The organism is Nocardioides sp. (assembly GCF_036405735.1).
Lineage (GTDB): Bacteria > Actinomycetota > Actinomycetes > Propionibacteriales > Nocardioidaceae > Nocardioides.
This window is the reverse complement of the sequence record NZ_DASWXC010000108.1, coordinates 1-18,921: the sequence shown is the minus strand read 5'-3', so window position 1 is coordinate 18,921 and position 18,921 is coordinate 1. Positions and strand designations below refer to the sequence as shown.

The 18,921-nt window shown below is 71.0% G+C and carries 20 protein-coding genes and 1 pseudogene; 8 read left to right on the top strand and 13 right to left on the bottom strand.

The window, feature by feature from the left end; all coding sequences use genetic code 11:
* The first annotated feature begins 20 nt into the window (after positions 1-20).
* Positions 21-668 (top strand): peptide-methionine (S)-S-oxide reductase MsrA, encoded by a 648-nt coding sequence (gene msrA / locus VGE38_RS16985; protein WP_331143742.1) that lies wholly within the window; start codon positions 21-23, stop codon positions 666-668.
* Positions 669-770: 102 nt separating this feature from the next.
* The gene (locus tag VGE38_RS16980; protein WP_331143741.1) at positions 771-1,130 is read left to right on the top strand and encodes a YciI family protein; all 360 of its coding nucleotides are present in this window, start codon (positions 771-773) and stop codon (positions 1,128-1,130) included.
* A 41-nt stretch (positions 1,131-1,171) separates the two neighbouring features.
* Here VGE38_RS16980 and leuE read toward each other — a convergent pair whose 3' ends face one another.
* Both leuE and VGE38_RS16970 read right to left on the bottom strand, forming a co-directional pair.
* Positions 1,172-1,828: a leucine efflux protein LeuE gene (gene leuE, locus VGE38_RS16975; protein WP_331143740.1), complete on the bottom strand. Its 657-nt coding sequence runs from the start codon at positions 1,826-1,828 to the stop codon at positions 1,172-1,174.
* A 40-nt stretch (positions 1,829-1,868) separates the two neighbouring features.
* Positions 1,869-2,609 (bottom strand): VOC family protein, encoded by a 741-nt coding sequence (locus VGE38_RS16970; protein ID WP_331143739.1) that lies wholly within the window; start codon positions 2,607-2,609, stop codon positions 1,869-1,871.
* Between VGE38_RS16970 and VGE38_RS16965 the strand changes: the two genes are divergently transcribed.
* Positions 2,608-2,886, top strand: a complete 279-nt coding sequence (locus VGE38_RS16965; protein ID WP_331143738.1) for a DUF167 domain-containing protein — start codon at positions 2,608-2,610, stop codon at positions 2,884-2,886. The two genes, VGE38_RS16970 and VGE38_RS16965, sit on opposite strands and share 2 nt — an antisense overlap.
* Positions 2,887-3,203: 317 nt before the next feature.
* On the opposite strand, the gene VGE38_RS16960 is transcribed toward VGE38_RS16965, so the two are convergent.
* The 5 genes from VGE38_RS16960 to VGE38_RS16940 form a co-directional block, all read right to left on the bottom strand.
* Complete coding sequence (locus VGE38_RS16960) at positions 3,204-4,202, bottom strand: hypothetical protein (protein ID WP_331143737.1); 999 nt, start codon at positions 4,200-4,202, stop codon at positions 3,204-3,206.
* Positions 4,199-5,047 carry a hypothetical protein gene (locus VGE38_RS16955; RefSeq protein ID WP_331143736.1) on the bottom strand — a complete coding sequence of 283 codons (849 nt, stop codon included), beginning with the start codon at positions 5,045-5,047 and terminating at the stop codon, positions 4,199-4,201. Before VGE38_RS16955 ends, VGE38_RS16960 begins: the two co-directional genes overlap by 4 nt.
* On the bottom strand, positions 5,044-5,622 hold the full coding sequence (locus VGE38_RS16950) for a hypothetical protein (protein WP_331143735.1): 579 nt from the start codon (positions 5,620-5,622) through the stop codon (positions 5,044-5,046). The genes VGE38_RS16955 and VGE38_RS16950 overlap by 4 nt, the downstream gene beginning before the upstream one ends.
* A gap of 2 nt (positions 5,623-5,624) precedes the next feature.
* The gene (locus VGE38_RS16945) at positions 5,625-6,770 is read right to left on the bottom strand and encodes a hypothetical protein (protein WP_331143734.1); all 1,146 of its coding nucleotides are present in this window, start codon (positions 6,768-6,770) and stop codon (positions 5,625-5,627) included.
* Between the two features lie 773 nt (positions 6,771-7,543).
* Entirely contained in the window at positions 7,544-8,317 is a 774-nt protein-coding gene (locus tag VGE38_RS16940) for a sulfite exporter TauE/SafE family protein (protein ID WP_331143733.1), read from the bottom strand.
* 32 nt (positions 8,318-8,349) lie between these two features.
* Here VGE38_RS16940 and VGE38_RS16935 point away from each other — a divergent pair, with 32 nt between their 5' ends.
* Together VGE38_RS16935 and VGE38_RS16930 are read left to right on the top strand one after the other, a co-directional pair.
* Positions 8,350-8,832: a helix-turn-helix transcriptional regulator gene (locus VGE38_RS16935; protein ID WP_331143732.1), complete on the top strand. Its 483-nt coding sequence runs from the start codon at positions 8,350-8,352 to the stop codon at positions 8,830-8,832.
* Complete coding sequence (locus VGE38_RS16930) at positions 8,829-9,257, top strand: VOC family protein (RefSeq protein WP_331143731.1); 429 nt, start codon at positions 8,829-8,831, stop codon at positions 9,255-9,257. Before VGE38_RS16935 ends, VGE38_RS16930 begins: the two co-directional genes overlap by 4 nt.
* Before the next feature lie 27 nt (positions 9,258-9,284).
* On the opposite strand, the gene VGE38_RS16925 is transcribed toward VGE38_RS16930, so the two are convergent.
* The 3 genes and pseudogenes from VGE38_RS16925 to VGE38_RS16915 form a co-directional block, all read right to left on the bottom strand.
* The gene (locus VGE38_RS16925) at positions 9,285-11,309 is read right to left on the bottom strand and encodes a VWA domain-containing protein (RefSeq protein WP_331143730.1); all 2,025 of its coding nucleotides are present in this window, start codon (positions 11,307-11,309) and stop codon (positions 9,285-9,287) included.
* Positions 11,310-11,319: 10 nt separating this feature from the next.
* Positions 11,320-12,651, bottom strand: a pseudogene (locus tag VGE38_RS16920) (MFS transporter).
* Positions 12,652-12,740: 89 nt separating this feature from the next.
* Positions 12,741-14,153: a magnesium chelatase ATPase subunit I gene (locus tag VGE38_RS16915; RefSeq protein ID WP_331143729.1), complete on the bottom strand. Its 1,413-nt coding sequence runs from the start codon at positions 14,151-14,153 to the stop codon at positions 12,741-12,743.
* Positions 14,154-14,197: 44 nt separating this feature from the next.
* On the opposite strand from VGE38_RS16915, the gene VGE38_RS16910 reads away from it, so the two are divergent.
* The 3 genes from VGE38_RS16910 to VGE38_RS16900 all read left to right on the top strand — a co-directional run bounded on the left by VGE38_RS16910 (position 14,198) and on the right by VGE38_RS16900 (position 16,652).
* Entirely contained in the window at positions 14,198-14,581 is a 384-nt protein-coding gene (locus VGE38_RS16910) for a YchJ family protein (protein WP_331143728.1), read from the top strand.
* 77 nt (positions 14,582-14,658) lie between these two features.
* Positions 14,659-15,081, top strand: coding sequence for a pyridoxamine 5'-phosphate oxidase family protein (locus tag VGE38_RS16905; RefSeq protein WP_331143727.1), 423 nt, complete (start codon positions 14,659-14,661; stop codon positions 15,079-15,081).
* A 2-nt stretch (positions 15,082-15,083) separates the two neighbouring features.
* On the top strand, positions 15,084-16,652 hold the full coding sequence (locus tag VGE38_RS16900) for a GAF domain-containing sensor histidine kinase (protein ID WP_331143726.1): 1,569 nt from the start codon (positions 15,084-15,086) through the stop codon (positions 16,650-16,652).
* A gap of 66 nt (positions 16,653-16,718) precedes the next feature.
* Here VGE38_RS16900 and VGE38_RS16895 read toward each other — a convergent pair whose 3' ends face one another.
* From VGE38_RS16895 to VGE38_RS16885, 3 genes are all read right to left on the bottom strand, one after another.
* Positions 16,719-17,369 (bottom strand): hypothetical protein, encoded by a 651-nt coding sequence (locus tag VGE38_RS16895; RefSeq protein WP_331143725.1) that lies wholly within the window; start codon positions 17,367-17,369, stop codon positions 16,719-16,721.
* A 171-nt stretch (positions 17,370-17,540) separates the two neighbouring features.
* On the bottom strand, positions 17,541-18,179 hold the full coding sequence (locus tag VGE38_RS16890) for a response regulator (protein ID WP_331143724.1): 639 nt from the start codon (positions 18,177-18,179) through the stop codon (positions 17,541-17,543).
* Positions 18,176-18,921, bottom strand: a 746-nt coding sequence (locus VGE38_RS16885; protein WP_331143723.1) for an ATP-binding cassette domain-containing protein, incomplete at its 5' end; no start/stop codon positions are given. The genes VGE38_RS16885 and VGE38_RS16890, both read right to left, overlap by 4 nt.

Sequence of the window (18,921 nt, the reverse complement as noted above, 5' to 3'; positions counted from 1 at the left end):
CCTCTCGAAGGAGGACCCCCATGTTCGGTCGTCCCACGGCGCTCTTCCCCGCCGAGCAGACGCTTCCCGGCCGCACCGAGCGGCCCTTCGACCTGCCCGCGAAGCACCGGGTCCTCGGCACTCCGCTCGACGCCGACCCGCGCACCGGCACCGCGCCCGAGGGCTACGAGGTGGCGTACTTCGGCCTCGGCTGCTTCTGGGGTGCCGAGGAGGTCTACTGGAAGACGCCCGGCGTGTGGTCCACGTCGGTCGGCTACCAGGGTGGCACCACGCCGAACCCGACGTACGAAGAGGTCTGCAGCGGCCTGACCAACCACACCGAGGCCGTGCGGATCGTCTTCGACCCGGCGGTGGTCTCCTACGCCGACCTGGTCAAGACGTTCTTCGAGGTCCACGACCCGACCCAGGGCATGCGGCAGGGCAACGACGTGGGCACGCAGTACCGCTCCGCGCTCTACTACACCTCCCCCGAGCAGGAGCAGGTCGCGCGCGAGCTGACCCGCGTGTACGGCGAGGAGCTGGCCCGCCGTGGGATCGGCGAGATCACCACCGAGATCCGCGAGGCGCCCGTCTACTACTTCGCCGAGCCGGCGCACCAGCAGTACCTCGACCGGGTGCCGAACGGCTACCGCTGCCACGCCAACACCGGCGTGGCCTTCCCGGCCTGATCCTGCTCGTCGGATCGTCGCGGCTGTCGGATCCGGCGCCCTCCGTTCGTGGATAGCGTGAGCGGCGGACGCCGGGTCCGCCGCCGAGGCAGGGAGCAGGACATGACCGAGTACCTCATCTACTTCAACCAGCAGTGGGTGGGGGACCACCCCGCCGAGTGGTTCCAGAGCCGCGTGGAGCCCTCCATGGCGGTGATCCGCGAGATGGAGGCCGCCGGGGTGCTGGTGTTCGCCGGCGGACTGGAGGAGGACGTCGACACCCCCTTCACCGCCGACGCGACCAGCGGCACCGTGCTGTTCACCGACGGTCCCTTCGTCGAGACCAAGGAGTTCCTCGGCGGCCTGACGATCGTGGACGTGCCCGACGTCGAGGCCGCCCGGATGTGGGCGGGGAAGATCGCAGAGGGGTGCGGCTGGCCGCAGGAGGTACGCCGGTTCGGGCGGCGGCCCGACGCCGTCTGACCTAGCGCGGCAGCACCGCCGCCGGCTCAGTGGGCGCTGGCTCAGTGGGCGCTGGCCAGCGAGAGCTTGACGGCGAACCCGAGGAACACGGCGCCGACCGACGACGTCGCGGCGGCCGAGAGGGCGCGGCGACGCCGGAAGGCGTCGGCCAGCCGCGCGCCGCTGAAGATCAGCGCGCTGAGGTAGGCCGCGCTGGCGATCTGGCAGAGCACGCCGAGCACCAGGAAGGACAGCGCCGGGTGCGCGTAGCCCGGGTCGACGAACTGCACGAAGAAGGCGACGAAGAACAAGATCGCCTTCGGGTTGAGCAGGCTGACGACGAGCGCGCGGCGGTACGGCCGCTCGCCGGCCACGGCCGGCTGCTCGGCGACGGCGGCCGCGACGGGGGTGCGGCGCGAGCGCCACATGCCCCACGCGGCCCGGAGCATGCCGATGGCGAGCCAGCCGAGGTAGCCGGCGCCGAGGTACTTCACGATCCCGAACAGCACGTCGTTGGCCTGCAGCACACCGGCCACGCCCACGGCCGAGAGCGTCATGAGGACGGCGTCACCGGTGAAGACACCGGCCGCGGCGGCGTACCCCGAGCGCACCCCGCGCCGCGCGGCGACCGAGAGCACGTAGAGGGAGTTCGGGCCGGGCAGCAGGATGATCAGGACGAGGCCGACCAGGTAGGTCGGGAGGTCGATGACGCCGAGCACCCTCGGATTTTCGCACGCCGGGCGGCCTGGCGGCACGTTCTTAAGCGGGCACCGTCCCGGTGGCCGGGTCGCGGTCGGTGATGCAGTAGACAGGCCCGGCCGGCGGTGTCATCACCGTCCAGCCACGGCCCTCGCTCGCGACCCGGGCGCCGAGCGTCTCGTGACGCTTGATCTCGGCCGCGCGATCGGTGGTGGCGAGGTCGAGGTGGGCTCGCGTTCGACCGGCGGGCTCGTCGAGCTGCTGCAGCAGGATCCGCAGCGGCTGCGCGGCCGGCGTCTGGATCCGCATGAACTCCGACGCCCGGCCATCCTGCAGCGGCCAGCCGGTCAGCGCCGCCCAGAACGCGCACTCCCGGGCGTACGCCGGCCCGGGGCTGTCGATCGTGACCTGGTCGACGAGCGCGGTGTGGCCGCCGTGGTCGGCTGGCGCCGGGCGCTGCTCGGCCCCGTCGGTCACGAGGCAGAACGGCAGCCCGCCCGGACTGCGCAGCACCACGTGCCCCGGCCGGGCGACCACGGTGGCGCCGAGGTGCTCGGCGCGCTCCGCCCAGCCGTCGACGTCGTCGACGTGGAGGTCGAGGTGGACGCCCGTGGTCCCGTCGTCGGTGCGCTGCACGCGGAGGTAGTCGTCGCCGTCGGCGGGCACGAGCGTGGCGAACTCGTCGTGGTCACCGCGCGGCTTCGAGAGGCCGTAGGCGGTCACGCCCTGCCAGAACGACGTCGCGGCCGCGTGCTCGTCGGCCGCGAGATCGAGGAAGGCGGTGAGCCAGAGGGGACTCATGGCCCGAGGGTACGACGGCCGACTCCTCGAGCTCGCCCGGATAATGGCCGATGTGACCCGGTACGGCATCACCGTGAAGCCCGGCTCCAAGAAGGGACCGCTCGTCGAGGTCTCTCCTGACGGGTCACTGACGGTGTTCGTGCGTGAGCGCGCCGTCGACGGCGCGGCCAACGACGGTGTCGTCCGCGTGCTGGCCGAGCACTTCGACGTCCCCAAGTCGGCCGTCCGGATCGTTCGGGGTCACACGAGCCGGGCCAAGCTGGTCGAGGTTGACTGACTGGAACGCATGCCTGTCTCGAAGCGCACGGCCATACCACCGCGGCAGCGGCGGAATGACCTACCGACGGGCCGGGGAGACCGATGAATGCGGACGCTGGATGATCCACCTGGCCCCCGTGTCAACGGCCAATGAGCGGTTGGCCGCGTCGAGTAAGTGATCTTTAGCGGCCTCGGGCAGTACAACGAGCCTGTTCTGCCATCGCACCACGTAATGCTGTCTACGTCCGCCTTCGCCATGCACGGCGCACCTTGTCAACGGGGCCGACCGCTCTGTGTGGGACCCTCTTCGACTCCGCCACCCTCGAGCGCGTCGCTTCAGGCAGGTGGCCCCACATAGTGGAGGTCCTCCTCGTACGGACGATGGCTCGGGCCGAACAGCAGTGCAGCAGCGGCGGATCCTGATTCCCATTCCCATAGCTCGTCGATCTTCACCAACGAGTCCCACTCCGGTGCTCCGCAGGCGCCAGTCTTGGCGAGCGACTCAATCGCAGTGCGGCCCCATCGAGAGCCGCTCGGTGCATCCCGGACATGTGCTTGGTCATGGAGGTGGGCCAGCAGGTGCCCTTTGCCTTGAGGTGTGGGGCACGCGGGGTGGATGCAGATCCAGTCGACGGCGTTGTTCCGTTCCATGATGGACTTGAACGGCGTCGGCGGCTCGTCGGGGAAGTACTGCTCCGCGATCTTGTCGAGTATGTGGGTGCCGTGCCTGGTACTACGCGAGTCCGCATCGCTACTCCGCATCGCACGGCACAGCACATCGCCGAAGAGAGTCTCGTAGGACTCAACCACGACTGTGTACTCGTCGTCGTGAACATCGCTTCGTGGGTGGTGTTGCCGCAGCACCCGTTTGGTTCGGGCATCGCGTTGCCACTCGTCAGTGGTTACCTCGCCGGCGAAAACCAAGTGGTAACTGAGCTTGACGCCATCCCATCCGTTCCGCGCACCGCGAACCGTCTCGCCCAGGCCTCCGCTCCTGACGAGCTCCTCGAGCCGCTGGTGGGCCTTGTCCACGTCAACTTGGGCGACCTGGCTTGAAGAGCGGTTCTTGGCATCGACGACCATCACGTGGTCCTCACTGCCGCCGTTGACGTGAATGATCATGTCGAAGTCGCCGAGAACACGGGCGCGGGCTCGGGCTCCAAGAAGAGCGCCGGCTGCTTTGGCCGGCCCAAGCGCCGCCTGGACGCCGCGGGCGAGAAAGTCTTCGCCAACGGCACCCAGATACAAGGATCGCTTGCTGCTACCTCCGGTCAGCGGACGTCGGGACCAGTCGCTCAACCAGGGCATCGGCGAACCGAAGACCTGCGGGGTCACTCTGATGCCCCCTGTTCGTCGGGCGTGGCCGCGGGCATGGGCTGTGTGGCGTCGGCAACAGCCTTCACCGCGTCGCGATAACGGCCATGTGACTTGCGGTTCCACCAACGTTGATGAAGGTCGGCCTGCATCACCTCGACAAGCCGGGCTCGTGCGGCCTCCGCATCGCCGCGCGGCAGTGCGACGTGGAGGTTGACGCCGTCGTCTGTCGTCACGGGCGAGACCTTCCATGCCTCGTGCATCTGCTTCCCGGCTTCCTTCTTCGCGGCGACCACGAAGGCGTCATACGCGTCGGCGACACCCGGTCGTGCGTGGAGTCGCAGGAGCGCTTGGTTGTGGTCGATGGACGTCTTCACGTCGGACAACTTGCTGGTGATTGCGAAGCGGGTGGACTTGTCGCCGTCCTTGCGCAGGATGCGGTACGGGCCTTCGAGGTATTCGGCTACGGCACCGAGTGCGTCGGCGTAGAGGGTGGCGAGGTTGTCTCGGCGGCTGCGAGCGGCGTTGACGAGCAGGGTGACGACGACGCCAGCGGCGGCGATGAGCGCAGCTGCGAGGGTGACGAGGTTGGCGTAGGTGAAGTCGCCGAGCCCACTGCTGGTCTCCGCAGGGTGGGAACTGCCGGAGGGTGCTGTTGTGCCCGCGACTAGTGGAGCTGGTCCTCCACTCGGGACTGCGTTCGCGGTGGTGGCAGGGCTGGCAGATGGCGACTTGTGGATGGTCGCCGCCGAAGTCGGCGGAGTAGGTACCGCGGGCGTCGCGGTCGAGCTCGGTGCTGCGTGGGCGCCCGCGGGGCAGAGGCTATCTACTCCTGCGGTCTGGCTGAGGGTGCCGGTCGTTGTCATGCTGCGTTCTCCTCGCAGGGGACAGGATGGGGCGCTTCATCCCCGAGCCACTCGCCTGCGGGCTGGTCCGGGCCGCCGGCGCCGCCGGTGGCGCGCCAGTGGTCTTCGAAGAAGAGGTGGTTGCGCACAGTGTTGAGGAGGGTGATGAGGCCGTCGGTGTGCTGCCAGCGGCGCTCTTCGGGGTCGCCGGGGAACCACAGGCACAGGGAGTCGTCGTTGAAGCGGTGCTTGGAGGCGGCACCGGGGTCGGCGAGGACGCGTGGGTAGTCCATGGGCGACAGGCCGTGAGTGCTGTAGTTGGGGTTCTCGTGGAACTCGATGCGGACCGGGACGAGTTCGCGGCGGGCAGGCACGTCCAGGCCCGCGTGCTCGATGACGAGGATCCGCTGACCGGTGCGGCGTGCCGCGCCATGGGTCGCCGAGTCGGCCAGGCCGATCCGGACCTGCCCTCGGTGCTCGACGAACGTGTCTAGGTCGGCCAACAGGGCCCGCTGGAACTCGATGCTCGTTCCGTACCAGGCGTTCGTTCCGCCACGGCGACGTCCACCGACTCGGCCGAGGGTCTGGTTTGTCATCGTCACTCGCCCCAGGAGCGGCTGTTCGACGCGCTCTGTCCGTGGTGCAGCCCTACGACCGGGGCATTCACTGCGGCGGCCGCGGCGCTGCCGGTCGCCTGCCCACTCGGCTTGGTGGTCTTGCCGCCGGTGCGCTGGCGGCGGTCGTTGACGTACTTGCGGGCGGTTTCGCGCCGCACTTCGTCGAGGTTGGGGTAGGGCAACATCTCTTCGTCGTTGAAGAACTTGGCGAGGGTCTCGTGTGCGAGGACGAGGTAGCCGGCCTTCTCCAGGGTGAGGGCGTTCACGAGGAGCTCGCGGGACTTCTTGAGCCGCTCCACGACCTCGGTACGGGTCATCTCGTCGTTGATGGCGATGGGCTGCTCCGCAACGTGGGCGGGGTCCTCGGTCAGGCCCTTGGACAGGCTCGCGATGGCGTGGTCGAACCAGGAGAGCATGCCGTCGGCCAGGCGGCTACGCCTCGTCAGTGCGTCGAGGGCGAGGGCCTTGATGTTCCAGGAGCACAACGGCTTCTGGTTGCAACGGTTGTAGTGCTTGGTAAGGCGGACCACCCGTGCATACGTGTAGTCGGTGGCCTTGTTGGCCTCCCGGACCAGTCGGGTGTGCTCCTCGGGGTGCGAGCGGCTCCATCCCTGGTAGTTCGGGATGAAGAGGCCTTCGTCGTCGGGGTTGTCGATGGCGATGATGACGTCGGCGGTGAAGTCGTCCTGGCCGTAGGTGACGGCCTTGGAGAACCGGACCAGGATGGAACGCCGGCGGCCGCGCCACTCCACGCGTAGCCCGGGGAACTCCTCGTGGAGTGCGTCGCGGATGACGTTCGCGGCACGCTCCTGCAGATCCGAGCAGCCCTTCTTGCCCGGGCCGTGGGTGTGCTTGGCCTCGGCGACGACGATGCCGAGGTCGATGTCGGTGAGTGGGTTGAGTGCGTCGCCGTGGGCGACGGATCCGTTCACGTAGACGCGGCTGCCGCGGAACTCGTTGAGTAGCGCGGCGCCGATGAGGTCTCGGCGACGTCGAGCCTCTGCGAGTTCGGCGTCGCTGACCTGGATTCGACGACGTGCCTGCTCGAGGAGTTCCTCCACGGTCGCCGGGCGGTGGAACGGACTGTCCTGGTTGTAGTCAGTGTTCTCGTTGTTCAAGATTGCCACGGTTTCTGTCCCTTCGGTTCGGAAGTGGGCCTTCGAGGGGAACAGACGGGCTATCTCGCCGGCCGGCTCACGGACCCTGAAGATGAGCATGGCGGTCGCCACCGACAGTCAGCGTCCTCCCGGAGGCGGCATCGGGGCCGAGGTCGCGTGTGGCAGAACCTGGTCGGTCGCTGCGGTCCGGCGTGCTCAGGCGCAGTCGCCGCAGACGTCGCCGACGAAGGACGCAGCAGGCTTCACCATCCAGCAAGACGTGCAGTTCCTCTCCGCGACGGTGGGGCGCAGGTGCATCTGTCGCGGTCGGCGCATGGGGGACGCCGCAACGTGAGCATCGTGGTTCAAAGCTGACGTAGGTCTCGCCGCATCCGGGGTTAGTGCGCCCATAGCTGCCGCCTCGAGGCCCGGCATCGCGGCTGGGCAGTGTGAAGCCCTCCCATGGGGCGCGGTCGTCACCGCGGCGACAACCATGTAGTCGTTGGTTCCGGCGGTTTGGACGAAGAGCTCGTGGCCGCCGATGCCACAGGAGAACCGGCCGCGGCCCCGACTGTTTGTGGTTTCTGAGCCCGCGCGTCACGACCTCAACGCCGGACTGGTCGCTGCCCCTGCGCAACGGAGGCATCCCGAATGATGTGGACGACTGGCTTGCTTTGACCATCTCCTCGCCCTGAACGCAGGTACGGAGGCGCCGTGATTGCGCGTCATAGACGGCGGTTAGAAGCGCCGTGTCGCTGCATCCGCAGTAGGGACTCCGAGGCACGTCAAGCACCCGAGCTCGGTCACCACAGTCCCGCGACCGAGCCCCCGATCCGGACGACGAACGCCCCGACGACCACGATGAAGAAGATCCGCACGAAGCGGGTGCCGCGGGCGACCGCCGTACGGGCTCCTAGGTAGCCGCCGGCGAGGTTGCAGGCGGCCATCGTGAGGCCGACGCCCCACAGCACGGCGCCGTGCGGGACGAAGACGCAGAGGGCGGCGGCGTTGGTGGCCCAGTTGGCGAGCCGCGCCTTGGCGGAGGCCTCGAGGAAGGAGTAGCCCAGCAGGCCCACCAGGGAGATGACGAAGAAGCTGCCGGTGCCGGGCCCGAGGGCGCCGTCGTAGAAGCCCACCGCCAGCCCGGTCCCGACCGCGGCCAGCGTGTGGTGGCGGCCGGCGAACCGCAGCGTCGTCACCTCGCCCAGCGACGGCTTGAACAGCACCCAGCCGCCGACGACCACGAGCGCGACCAGCACGATCGGCTCGAACGCCTCCTTGGGGAGGCGCGCGGCCACCGCGGCCCCGCCGGCCGACCCGAGGAACGCGAAGAGCATCAGCGGCAGGAACGTGCGTGGGTCTGGGCGCACCTTCTTGTAGTACGTCGCCGAGGCGACCGTCGTGCCGCAGATCGAGGCGAGCTTGTTGGTCGCCAGCACCTCCACCGGAGCGGCGCCCGGCAGGCCGACGAGCAGCGCGGGCAGTTGGATCAGGCCGCCGCCACCGACCACCGCGTCGACGTACCCCGCCGCGAGCGCGGCGATCCCGAGCAGGATCAGCACGGTGGGCTCGGGCACCAGGCCATTGTCACGTGTGAGGATGACCGGTGATGGCCGACCTCCCGATCGAGCGTCACCTGCTGCGGGGCAGGGACCTCGCCGACCGGCACTACTCCGACGCGGAGCCGCCGATCGGCGTGGCCGACATGGCCGCCGCGGCGGGATTGAGCCAGGCCCACTTCGCGCGGGCGTTCCGGGATGCCTTCGGCGTGACACCGCACGGCTACCTGCTCACCCGGCGCCTGGAGCGGGCGGCCGCCCTGCTGCGCGAGACCGACCGGTCGGTCGCCGACATCTGCACCGCCGTCGGGCTCTCGAGCGTCGGCAGCTTCACGACCAGCTTCAAGCGGATGTTCGGTCGCTCGCCGAGCGACTACCGAGCGGCGTACCCGCCCCTGCCCGACCGGCCGCCGCTCCCCGGCTGTGTCGTGCGCTGGGCCGCACGTCCCGAGCACCGCAGTTTTCGAGAAGACCCGGCGCCGGTCGTGTCCCTAGCGTCGAGCGAAATCCCTTCCGAAGGAGCACAGCCATGATGACGATCGCCGCCACCGGCGTCTGGGTGCACGACCAGGACGTCGCGCTCGACTTCTGGACCACCAAGGTGGGCTTCGAGGTCCGCACCGACCAGGCCTTCCCCGAGATCGCCCCCGGGTTCCGGTGGGTCACCGTGGGTCCGAAGGAGCAGCCCGACTTCGAGCTGTCGCTGCTCACCATCCCCGGCCCGCCCATGGTCAGCGCGGAGCAGCGCGACCTCATCGTCGCCGTGATGAGCCAGGGCCTGTCCGGCAGCGCCTTCTTCGTCACCGACGACGTGCAGCGTGACTACGAGGAGATGTCGACGCGCGGCGTGGAGTTCGTCGACCTGCCGGAGCGGCGACCGTACGGCTTCGACTGCGGCTTCCGGGACCCGTCGGGCAACCAGTTCCGGCTCATGCAGGTCGATCCGACCGGCGCCTGAGATGTGCCGCTGGCTGCACGCACCGGTTCAGCCGGCCCACCAGCCGCGGCCACCGAACCAGTCGGCGTACGACGGCGACCCACCGCCGGCCGACCCGGCCGGGTCGCGACTGCCGAGGTACGAGCCGACGACGGCCGCGCCGAGGTCGTCCAGCTCGGGGGCGACCACACGGCCCTCGACGCGACGGGCCATCGAGTCGACGAACCGGGCCAGGCCGGGATCCTCCCCCAGCCGGAAGAACGTCGTCTGGGCGCCGAGCCGGCGGGCGTTGTCGAGCTCCCTGACGGTGTAGGCGATGGTCAGTGGATGTGGCGGGTAGGCGAAGTAGACCTCGCCGCCCGGCTCGAGGTGGGAGGTCGGCTCGCCGTCGGTGACGACCAGCAGCACCGGCTGGGCGTTCGGGTGCTTGCGGAAGTGCCGGTTCGCGAGCAGCAGGGCGTGGTGGAGGTTGGTGCCCTTGTCCCACAGCGCGTCGAGCGCGGTCAGCTCCTCGATCTCTATCGTCCGGGCGGCCCGGCCGAACCCGATCAGCTGCAGGTGGTCGCCGCGGAAGCGGCTGCGGATGAGCGTGTGCAGCGCGAGTGCGGTGCGCTTCATCGGCACCCAGCGACCGTCCATCGCCATCGAGAAGCTGGTGTCGACCAGCAGCGCCACCGCCGCCTGGGTGCGCGCCTCGGTCTCCTGGACCTCGATGTCCTCGAGGTGGAGCTTGATCCGGGTCTCGACCTGACCAGCGGAGCGGCGTACGACGGCGTTGGTGATGGTCCGCGGGACGTCCCACGGCTCGGTGTCGCCGTACTCCCACGGCCGGCTGGCTCCGGACAGCTCGCCGGCGGCGCCGGCGCCGCGGACGTCACGCTGGCCCTGCCGTCCGCTCATCCGCTGGGCGACGTCGCGCAGCAGCGCCCGGCCGAGCTGCCGCATCGCCTTCGGCGTCAGCCGCAGGCTGCCGTCGGAGCCACGCTCGAGCTGCCCCGAGTCGCGCAGCGCGCGCTCGATCTCGGCCAGCGTGCGGGCGTCGACCGCGGCGTCCTGCCCCAGCTGCCGGGCGAGCGCGTCGAGGTCGACGTCGTCGAGCCGGCTGCCGGCGTACGACTGCGAGAGCTGCTCGGAGAGCCGGTCGAGCTCGGCGAGCTCCTGCAGCGCGCCGGTGCCGTCGCCCAGGCCGAGCCCCTCCTCCCCCTCGAACTCCCCCGGGCCGGCAGCGCCACCCCAGTCCTCGCCCGGGCGCAGCAGCTGCAGGTTGCCGTCGAGGCGTGAGAGCTGCTCCATCAGCTGCGGTGACCCGAACGCCTGGGCCGAGAGCTCCATCAGCTCCTGCCGCTGCTCGGGCGTCATCGAGTTCAGCATCCGCTGGGCCGCCGCCGAGCGCTGCGCGAGGGCGTCGAGGAGCTCCTCGATGCTCTGCGGCCGCTCGGGGAAGAACTCGCCGTGCTTGGCCATGAAGTCGGCGAAGTCCTCGGGGGTGTCCTCCCCCAGCGCGTGCTTCTCGAGCAGCTGGTTGAGGTCGGTCAGCATCTCGTTGATGGCGGCCCGGTCCTCGTCGGTGGCGCCCTGGAGCGCCTCCTTCATGCCGGCGAACCGCTGGTCGAGCAGCTCGCGCCCCAGCAGGTCCTTGATCTGCTCGTAGTCCTGGCGGGCCTCGCGGCTCTGCCAGTCGTACGACGCCAGCTCGGTCACCGCGGCGGCGGTGTTCGGCGGGAGACTGTCGAGCTGCAGCTCCCGGAACGCCCGGTCCGCGTCGTCCATCAGCGCGTCGCGGGCCAGCTGCTTGCGCTCCTCCAGGACCGCCCGGTCGAGCAGCTCGCGCACCTCCTGCAGCGTGCCGTCGAGGTTGTGGCGCTGCACCAGCTCCCGGCGCTTCTGCGCCACCTGGCGGGCCAGGTCGTCCAGCCCGCGCCCGTTGACGGGACCGCGGCGCAGGAACTCCTGCAGCGAGCGCTCGGGGCTGTAGCCGGCCATGACGTCGTGGCCGATGGCGTCGAGCGCCTCGGCGAGATCGACCGGCGGGGCGAGCGGATCGCCGCCGGAGTAGCGACGGTATCGAGCCATCCCCGCCACTCTACGCACCCGGCGTCAGCACCTCGTCGGTCTCCTCGGGGGCCTTGGCGAGGTACTGGGCCGAGAGCATCCGATAGGCGCGGGTCGTGAACGCCGCCAGCGCGAGCGCGACCAGCGCGATGCCGGCGAACAGGAAGACCAGGGCGATGCCACGCGCCTCCCCGTCGCCGAGCAGCCAGCGCCAGGTGTCGCGGCCGGCGTCGGTCTCCAGGTACGGGATGATCGCGAACTCCGCGACCGGCGCGATCGCGAAGGCGGTGATCGGCGCGGCGCCGGTCTCGAACATCATCGCGAAGCCGAACACCCGGCCCTGTCGCTCGAACGGCACGACCCGCTGGATCACTGTCTGCTCGGCGGCCTCGACCGCCGGGATGAGCATCATGTACAGCCAGGTGCCGGCCGCGAACAGCCACCACCAGTCCCGCAGGGTGAAGCCGGCGCCGATCACGCCCATCACCGCCGCGATCTGCAGCATGGTGCGCATCGGGTTGCGACCCAGCCCGAGCTTGGCGATGACCAGCCCGCCGATGATGAAGCCGGTGGAGGCCAGGGCGAAGACGAGGCCCCACCCCTCGACGGAGAACAGCGTCAGTCCGTAGGGGTCCATCAGCGCCATGTAGACGCCGCCGAGCAGGTTGTTGAACGTCGAGAACAGGATGAGCGCGAACAGGCCGGGCGCGGCCCGGACCGCAGCAATGCCGCCGCGCAGGTCGACGGCACCGCTCGCCTCGGGGTCGCGCTCCGGCTCGTCCTCGGGGAGGCTCAGCAGCATCAGGTCGACCAGCGTGGCCGCGACCAGGACGAGCGCGATGACGATGGTTCAGCCCATGCCGAGCAGGCCCACCGACAGTCCGGACAGCACGCTCGTGACCACGAACCCGATGCCCTGCACCGTGCCGACCAGGCCGTTGGCCTTGGCCCGGCCCTCGTCGGGGACCAGCAGCGTGACGGTGGTCGAGAGCGCGATGTTGCGCAGCTGCTCGATCACCGCGCCGAGCAGCAGCACCGCGCTGAAGACCCAGAACCAGGGCTGGCCGAGGTCCGCCATCGACCGCTGGCCCACCAGCCAGAACAGCAGCCCGGCCAGGCCGAAGGCGACCGCGGTGACCCCGCCGGAGAACAGCATCACCCGGTGCTTGCGGTGGCGGTCGACCACGGTGCCGAAGAGCATGCTGAACACCGAGACCAGCAGCATGTAGGTGCCGGCGATCAGCCCGTTGGCCAGCACCGAGCCCGTCTCGAGGTAGGCCCAGAAGATGAGCGACCACCACAGGTAGCTGGTCGTGACGTTCGCGACGGCGGTGTTGACCAGCACCCGGTGGAAGGTCCGCATGCGTCCCAGACTCACGACCCCAGCCTCACAGCCCCACCCGGCGCGGCGCCACCCTGTTTCGCAGCGGTACGCCGGCGGCGTACCCGCCCTTATCCGTAGACGGTCTCCCCGGCGTCGTCGCGCACGTCCTTGCCGATCTTGCGCGCGAGGTAGAGGCCCTCGAGCGCCAGCTCCAGGGCAGCCGCGCGCTGGCCGTCGGTCGTCGCCCCGAGCCGCTCGCAGACCCGGTCGTAGAGGTCGGACTCGCCGAGCACCGGCAGGCCGGCCAGGACGTCGACTGCCGCGACGTTGTCGCCCGTGACGACCTGGGCGCCGCCCTCGATGGCGTCGACGAGCAGCGCGAAGTCGATGCCCCGCAGCCGCTCGCGCACGGTGGCGGCGGTCGCGGTGCGCAGCAGGTGGGTGAGGATCTCCGCCTCGCGCCCCTCCTCGCCGGTCTCGAACTCGACCTTGCCGCCCAGCACCTCCACGGCGGTGTGCAGGTCGACGACCCGGGCGACCGGCTCGTCGGCGTGCTGCGCCGCGCGACGCAGCGCCGCCGCGGCGATCGTCTCCGCGCCCGCGATCGAGAACCGCGCCGAGACGCCGCTGCGCTGGTCGACGGCGGAGGACTCGCGCAGGTTCCGGGTGAAGCGCGCGAGGATCTCGACGAGGAAGTCGGGCACATCGGCGCCGATCTCGGCCAGCCCCGCCTCCTGACGGATGACGGCGACCTCGTCGGCGAGCTCGAGCGGGTAGTGGGTGCGGATCTCGGCGCCGAAGCGGTCCTTGAGCGGCGTGATGATCCGGCCGCGGTTGGTGTAGTCCTCGGGGTTGGCGCTGGCGACGACGAGCACGTCGAGCGGCAGCCGCAGCACGTAGCCGCGGATCTGGATGTCGCGCTCCTCCATCACGTTGAGCATCGCCACCTGGATCCGCTCGGCGAGGTCGGGCAGCTCGTTGATGGCGACGATGCCGCGGTGGCTGCGCGGGATCAGGCCGAAGTGGATCGTCTCGGGGTCACCGAGCGAGCGGCCCTCGGCCACCTTCATCGGGTCGACGTCGCCGACCAGGTCCGCCACGGACGTGTCGGGGGTGGCCAGCTTCTCGGCGTACCGCTCGCTGCGGTGTCGCCACGCCACCGGCAGGTCGTCGCCCATTCCGGCGGCGCGGCGGCGGCTCGTGACGGTGACCGGGTCGTAGGGGTGCTCGCCCAGCTCGCTGCCCTCGATCACCGGCGTCCACTCGTCGAGCAGCCCGACCAGGGTGCGCAGCAGCCGGGTCTTGCCCTGGCCGCGCTCGCCGAGCAGGACGACGTCGTGCCCGGCGAGGAGGGCACGCTCCAGCTGCGGGACGACCGTCCCGGCGAAGCCGTGCAGCCCGGGCCACGGGTCCTCCCCGGTGCGCAGCTTCGCGAGCAGGTTGTCGCGGATCTCGGTGCGCAGCGGCTTGTGGACGTGGCCACTCCCGCGGAGCTCGCCGAGGGTGCGGATGGCGGGGACAGTGGTCGCAGCGGGCGTCACGGGTTCACGCTACTCACCGCGGCAACCGCGCTACCGTCACCGGCGTGCACCTCTTCGGCCGACCCTGTCCGTGTGGCTCTTCGCGGCCGTACGACGCCTGCTGCGATCCGCTCCATCGCGGCGCCGCCGCGGCCACGACGGCCGAGCAGCTGATGCGGTCGCGCTACGCGGCGTACGCCGTCGGCGACGCCGACTACGTGTTCGCGACCTGGCATCCGCGCACCCGGCCGGCCACGATCGAGCTCGACGCCGACGTCACCTGGACCGGACTGACCGTCCACGACGCCGGGGAGGACTGGGTGGACTTCACCGCGACGTTCCACAGCGTCCAGGGTGCCGGCGAGCAGCGTGCCGGCGAGCTGCGCGAGCGCAGCCGCTTCGAGCGGCGGGCGGGGCGGTGGGTGTACGTCGACGGCGACGTCGGTTAGGGACTAACGGCCCTACGCCGGCGTCGACGCGGGACGCACCCTGGAGGGGTGACGACTGGGACCGAGGGGTGAGGACCATGCGCGACCTGCTGGAGATGAGCGCCGTGGAGTGCGAGGAGCGGTTGCGAGCCGGGAAGGTCGGCCGGATGGCCGTGTCGACACCGACCGGCCCGCACATCGTTCCGCTCAACTACGTGGTCGTCGACGACGCGCACGGACCGATGGTGGTCGTGCGGACGGCGGCCTACAGCCTGCTGGGCACCTACGGGACCGGCTCGATGCTGGCGTTCCAGATCGATGAGATCGAAGCCGAGAGCGAGCAGGGCTGGAGCGTCGAGGTGCGCGGCCGGGGCGAGATCGCCTACACCCTGCGCGACACGGGGCTGCTGCGCGCCGGACACACACCGGAGCCATGGGCAGCCGGCCATCGGAGCATGTTCCTGAAGCTGCGGTGGACCGAGATCTCGGGACGCCGGCTGCGTGAGTCCGACACGCTGTAGCGGTGACCGCGACTCCACCAACCTCCGGCGCCCCCGACGCCTCCGCGCGGGCGGTCCTCGACGCTGTCGTGGCGATGTCGAGCGACCTGGACCTACCAGGCGTCCTGACGCGCATCGTCCGCTCGGCCGCCGAGCTCACCGACGCGCGCTACGGCGCGCTGGGAGTCATCGGTCGCGGCGCGCTCGCCGAGTTCGTCACCACCGGCCTCACCGATGAGCAGGAGCAGCAGATCGGGCCGCCGCCCCACGGACGCGGCATCCTCGGACTGCTCATCGACCATCCCGAGCCGATCCGGCTGCGTGACCTGAGCCAGCATCCGCTGGCGACCGGGTTCCCACCGGGCCACCCGCCGATGGCGTCGTTCTTGGGCGTTCCGGTCCGGATCCGCGGCACGGTCTTCGGCAACCTCTACCTCACCGAGAAGGCCGGAGGCGCGGAGTTCACCGATGACGACCTCGCCGTCGTGGAGACGCTGGCCAACGCTGCCGGATTCGTCATCGAGAACGCCCGTGCCTACGGGCTCAGCGAGCGCCGACGGCAGTGGCTCGAGGCGTCCGCGCAGCTCACCGAGGCGCTGCAGCCGCCGATCGATCTGCGCCTCGCCCTGGACCGTCTGGCCCGGGCCGCCCGGACCGTCGCGCGGGCGCGGATGGTGACCGTCGCGACCCGGACGGCCGCGGGCTCGTTCACCTCCGTCGCCGCCGACCCCGGTGACGAGGAGGTCGCCGAGCGTACGGCGGCGGCCGTCGCCGACCTGGCGGCGGCCCCCGGGACCGTGACCGAGCGGACCGTCGACGACCTGGCGGTGGTCGCCGTACCGCTCGGCGCCCAGCTCGCCGAGCACGGGCTGCTCGTCGCCGTCTTCGACCGCGCCTACGATCCGGCCGAGCGCGAGGAGCGCGAGCTGCTGCTCTCCTTCGCCGAGCAGGCCGGGCTGGCACTCGACCGCGCCCAGGCCGTCGCCGAGCGTGCCCAGCTGGCGATCGTCAGCGACCGGGAGCGGATCGCCCGGGATCTTCACGACGTCGTGATCCAGCGGGTCTTCGCGACCGGCCTACAACTGCAGGGCGTCGGCCTGCTCGTCGAGGACGTGGAGATCAGCCGCCGGCTGGACGCCGCGGTCGAGGCGCTCGACCAGACCATCAAGGACATCCGCGGCACCATCTTCGAGCTCGAGCAGCGGCGCCCCACCTCGCTGCGCACCGAGCTGCGCGAGCTGGTGCGCGACTACGTCCCCGTGCTCGGCTTCACGCCTGCGGTCCGCACCACCGGACCGGTCGACACGGCCGTCCCGGCCGAGGTCCGCGAGCAGCTCGTGCCGGTGCTGCGGGAGGCGCTGTCCAACCTGGCTCGCCACGCGCTCGCCGACGACGCGGAGGTCCGCCTCGACGTCACCGGCGAGGAGGTCTGCCTCCACGTCACCGACGACGGCGTGGGGCTGCGGCCCGGCGCCCGCGAGAGCGGCCTGCGCAACGCCCGGCAGCGCGCCGCAGCGCTCGGCGGGTCGCTCGAGATCACGGCGAGGGAGCCGCGCGGCACGAGGTTCAGCTGGCGGGTCCCGCTGCGCTGACCGTCGCGCACGCGAAGGGCGGCCGCCCTCCGCGAGGAGAGCGGCCGCCGTCGGGCCAGCGGCGCGTCAGCGCAGGACGGGGAACCGTCGCACCAGCTCCGTGCCGGCCCATGTCCGGCCCAGACCCCAGGTGTCGCCCGCCTGCGTGAGTGCGAGCGCCACGACGGTGATCGCGCCGAGCAGGTGGTCGTCGAGCACCGGGTTGTTCTCCGGAGGCAGGACGACCGTCCACATCAGGACGTAGAGCACGGCACCGGCGGTGGCCGCGACCCGCAGCCCGATCCCGAGCGTCAGCGCCAGGCCGATGCCGAGCAGGCCGAGCATGAACAGCCAGTCGGCCCAGGCCGCACCGGCGATCGAGTGGTAGACGTCGGCGAACGGGCCGTCGGCTCCGAACTTGAGGAAGCCGAGGGTCGGGCTGCCGTCGTTGATCCAGGCGGCGTCGCCGAACCGGTCGACGGTGCCGTCCTCGGCCCGCCCCGTCGCGAAGCCCAGCGCGAGCAGCTTGTCGGTGAAGGCCCACAGGAACGTGAGGCCGAAGCCGATCCGCAGCCCGGCCAGGACCCGACGCGCGGCGAGCGAGCGGACGACCGGCTCGATGACGACCGCCCGGGCAGCGTCCGTGGCCGTCGCCTCGGTGCGCTCGCCCTCGACCGGCGCCATCGCGCCCGACTCGAAGATCGCCCGGGAGCGGAGGTGGAAGTGCGTTGCGGCCATGTCGACCGCCTCCTTGGTTCGCTAGTGGTGGTTTCCTTCCACCACCAGACTCCCGCTGTCCGCCGCCGGCGGTCAGGGCCGAAGGTCGCCAGTCCAGAGTGACGAAGGTCCTTCGTCGACCGCGGTGCCCCGATGGTGTCGCGCAGCAGGCGGGAATCGGTGAGTCAAGGCTCAGCCCAGCAGCTTCGCGGCGAGCACGGCGGCCTGGGTGCGGCGCTCCAGGCCGAGCTTGGCGAGCAGCGCGGAGACGTAGTTCTTCACCGTCTTCTCCGCCAGGTGCATCCGCTCCCCGATCTGGCGGTTGGTCAGCCCCTCCGCGATCAGCTCAAGGAGGCGGAGCTCCTGCGGCGTCAGATCGGCGAGCTCGGGCGCCGTGGGCGGGCCGTTGCGGACCCGTTCGAGCACGCGCGCCGTCAGCGACGCGTCGATGAGCGAGTGGCCTGCAGCGACGTGCCGCACGGCGCCGACCAGGTCCCGGCCGCCCATCTCCTTGAGGACGTAGCCGGACGCCCCCGCCATGATCGCCGCGAAGAGCGCCTCGTCGTCGTCGTACGACGTCAGGATGAGCGCCTTCAGCGACGGGTCGACCGCCCGGACGTCGCGACACACCTCGATGCCGGAGCCGTCCGGCAGCCGGGCGTCGAGGACGCAGACGTCGGGGCGCAGCGCGGGGATGCGCGCCCTCGCCTCGACCGCGGAGCCGGACTCACCGACCAGCTCGATGCCGCCCGCCGCCTCCAGCAGGCCCCGCAGACCCTGTCGGACCACCTCGTGGTCGTCCAGCACGAAGACCCGGATCGGCTCGCTCATCGCACTCCTCCTGACACCGTCTGACGTTCGACCAGACACTCCATCTGCTCCACCCCGCCCTCGGCCGTCAGCAGGATCTCCCGGTCCACGCGGTCACGTCCCGCGCTGCCGTGGGTGATCCACAGGACGGCACGCCCATCCTCCACCCCGCCGAGGACCTCCGCGGCGATCGCCTCGGCCGTGGCGGCGTCGAGGTGGGCGGTCGGCTCGTCGAGCACCAGGACCGGCTGGTCGGCGAGCAGCGACCGGGCGATCGCGATGCGGGCGCGCTCGCCGCCGGAGACCCGGCCGTAGCCGTCGCCGAGCCGGGTCGCGAGCCCGTCGGGCAGGTGGTCGAGCCAGTCGCCGAGGTGGGCGCGTCGCAGCGCAGTCGCCACCTCGGCGTCGGTGGCGCCGGGTCGGGCGAACCGGACGTTCTCCGCCACCGTCGAGGCGAACAGGTGGGGGTCGTCGTCGACGAGGCCGACGCGGGCGCGCACGTCCTTGAGCCGCAGGTCGCGCACGTCCACCCCGCCCAGGGTGATCGACCCAGCGGTCGGGTCGACGAAGCGGAGCAGGAGCGCCGCGAGGGTGCTCTTGCCGGACCCGCTCGGCCCGACGATGGCGACCCTCTCCCCGCCCGCCAGGGACAGGTCGAGCCCGGCCAGCACCTCTCGATCGTCCCAGCGGGCGCGGATGCGGGTGGCAGCCACGGTCGTGTCACGGCCGGGCCGCACCGGGCTGGCGGGGTCGGCGACGGCGG

Bases quoted from the DNA above. Each gene is read 5' to 3' on its own strand.
- msrA (WP_331143742.1), top strand. From the start codon at position 21: ATGTTCGGTCGTCCCACGGCGCTCTTCCCCGCCGAGCAGACGCTTCCC.
- VGE38_RS16980 (WP_331143741.1), top strand. From the start codon at position 771: ATGACCGAGTACCTCATCTACTTCAACCAGCAGTGGGTGGGGGACCAC.
- VGE38_RS16965 (WP_331143738.1), top strand. From the start codon at position 2,608: ATGGCCCGAGGGTACGACGGCCGACTCCTCGAGCTCGCCCGGATAATG.
- VGE38_RS16970 (WP_331143739.1), bottom strand. From the start codon at position 2,609: ATGAGTCCCCTCTGGCTCACCGCCTTCCTCGATCTCGCGGCCGACGAG.
- VGE38_RS16955 (WP_331143736.1), bottom strand. From the start codon at position 5,047: ATGACAACGACCGGCACCCTCAGCCAGACCGCAGGAGTAGATAGCCTC.
- VGE38_RS16950 (WP_331143735.1), bottom strand. From the start codon at position 5,622: ATGACAAACCAGACCCTCGGCCGAGTCGGTGGACGTCGCCGTGGCGGA.
- VGE38_RS16935 (WP_331143732.1), top strand. From the start codon at position 8,350: ATGGCCGACCTCCCGATCGAGCGTCACCTGCTGCGGGGCAGGGACCTC.
- VGE38_RS16930 (WP_331143731.1), top strand. From the start codon at position 8,829: ATGATGACGATCGCCGCCACCGGCGTCTGGGTGCACGACCAGGACGTC.
- VGE38_RS16925 (WP_331143730.1), bottom strand. From the start codon at position 11,309: ATGGCTCGATACCGTCGCTACTCCGGCGGCGATCCGCTCGCCCCGCCG.
- VGE38_RS16905 (WP_331143727.1), top strand. From the start codon at position 14,659: ATGCGCGACCTGCTGGAGATGAGCGCCGTGGAGTGCGAGGAGCGGTTG.
- VGE38_RS16895 (WP_331143725.1), bottom strand. From the start codon at position 17,369: ATGGCCGCAACGCACTTCCACCTCCGCTCCCGGGCGATCTTCGAGTCG.
- VGE38_RS16890 (WP_331143724.1), bottom strand. From the start codon at position 18,179: ATGAGCGAGCCGATCCGGGTCTTCGTGCTGGACGACCACGAGGTGGTC.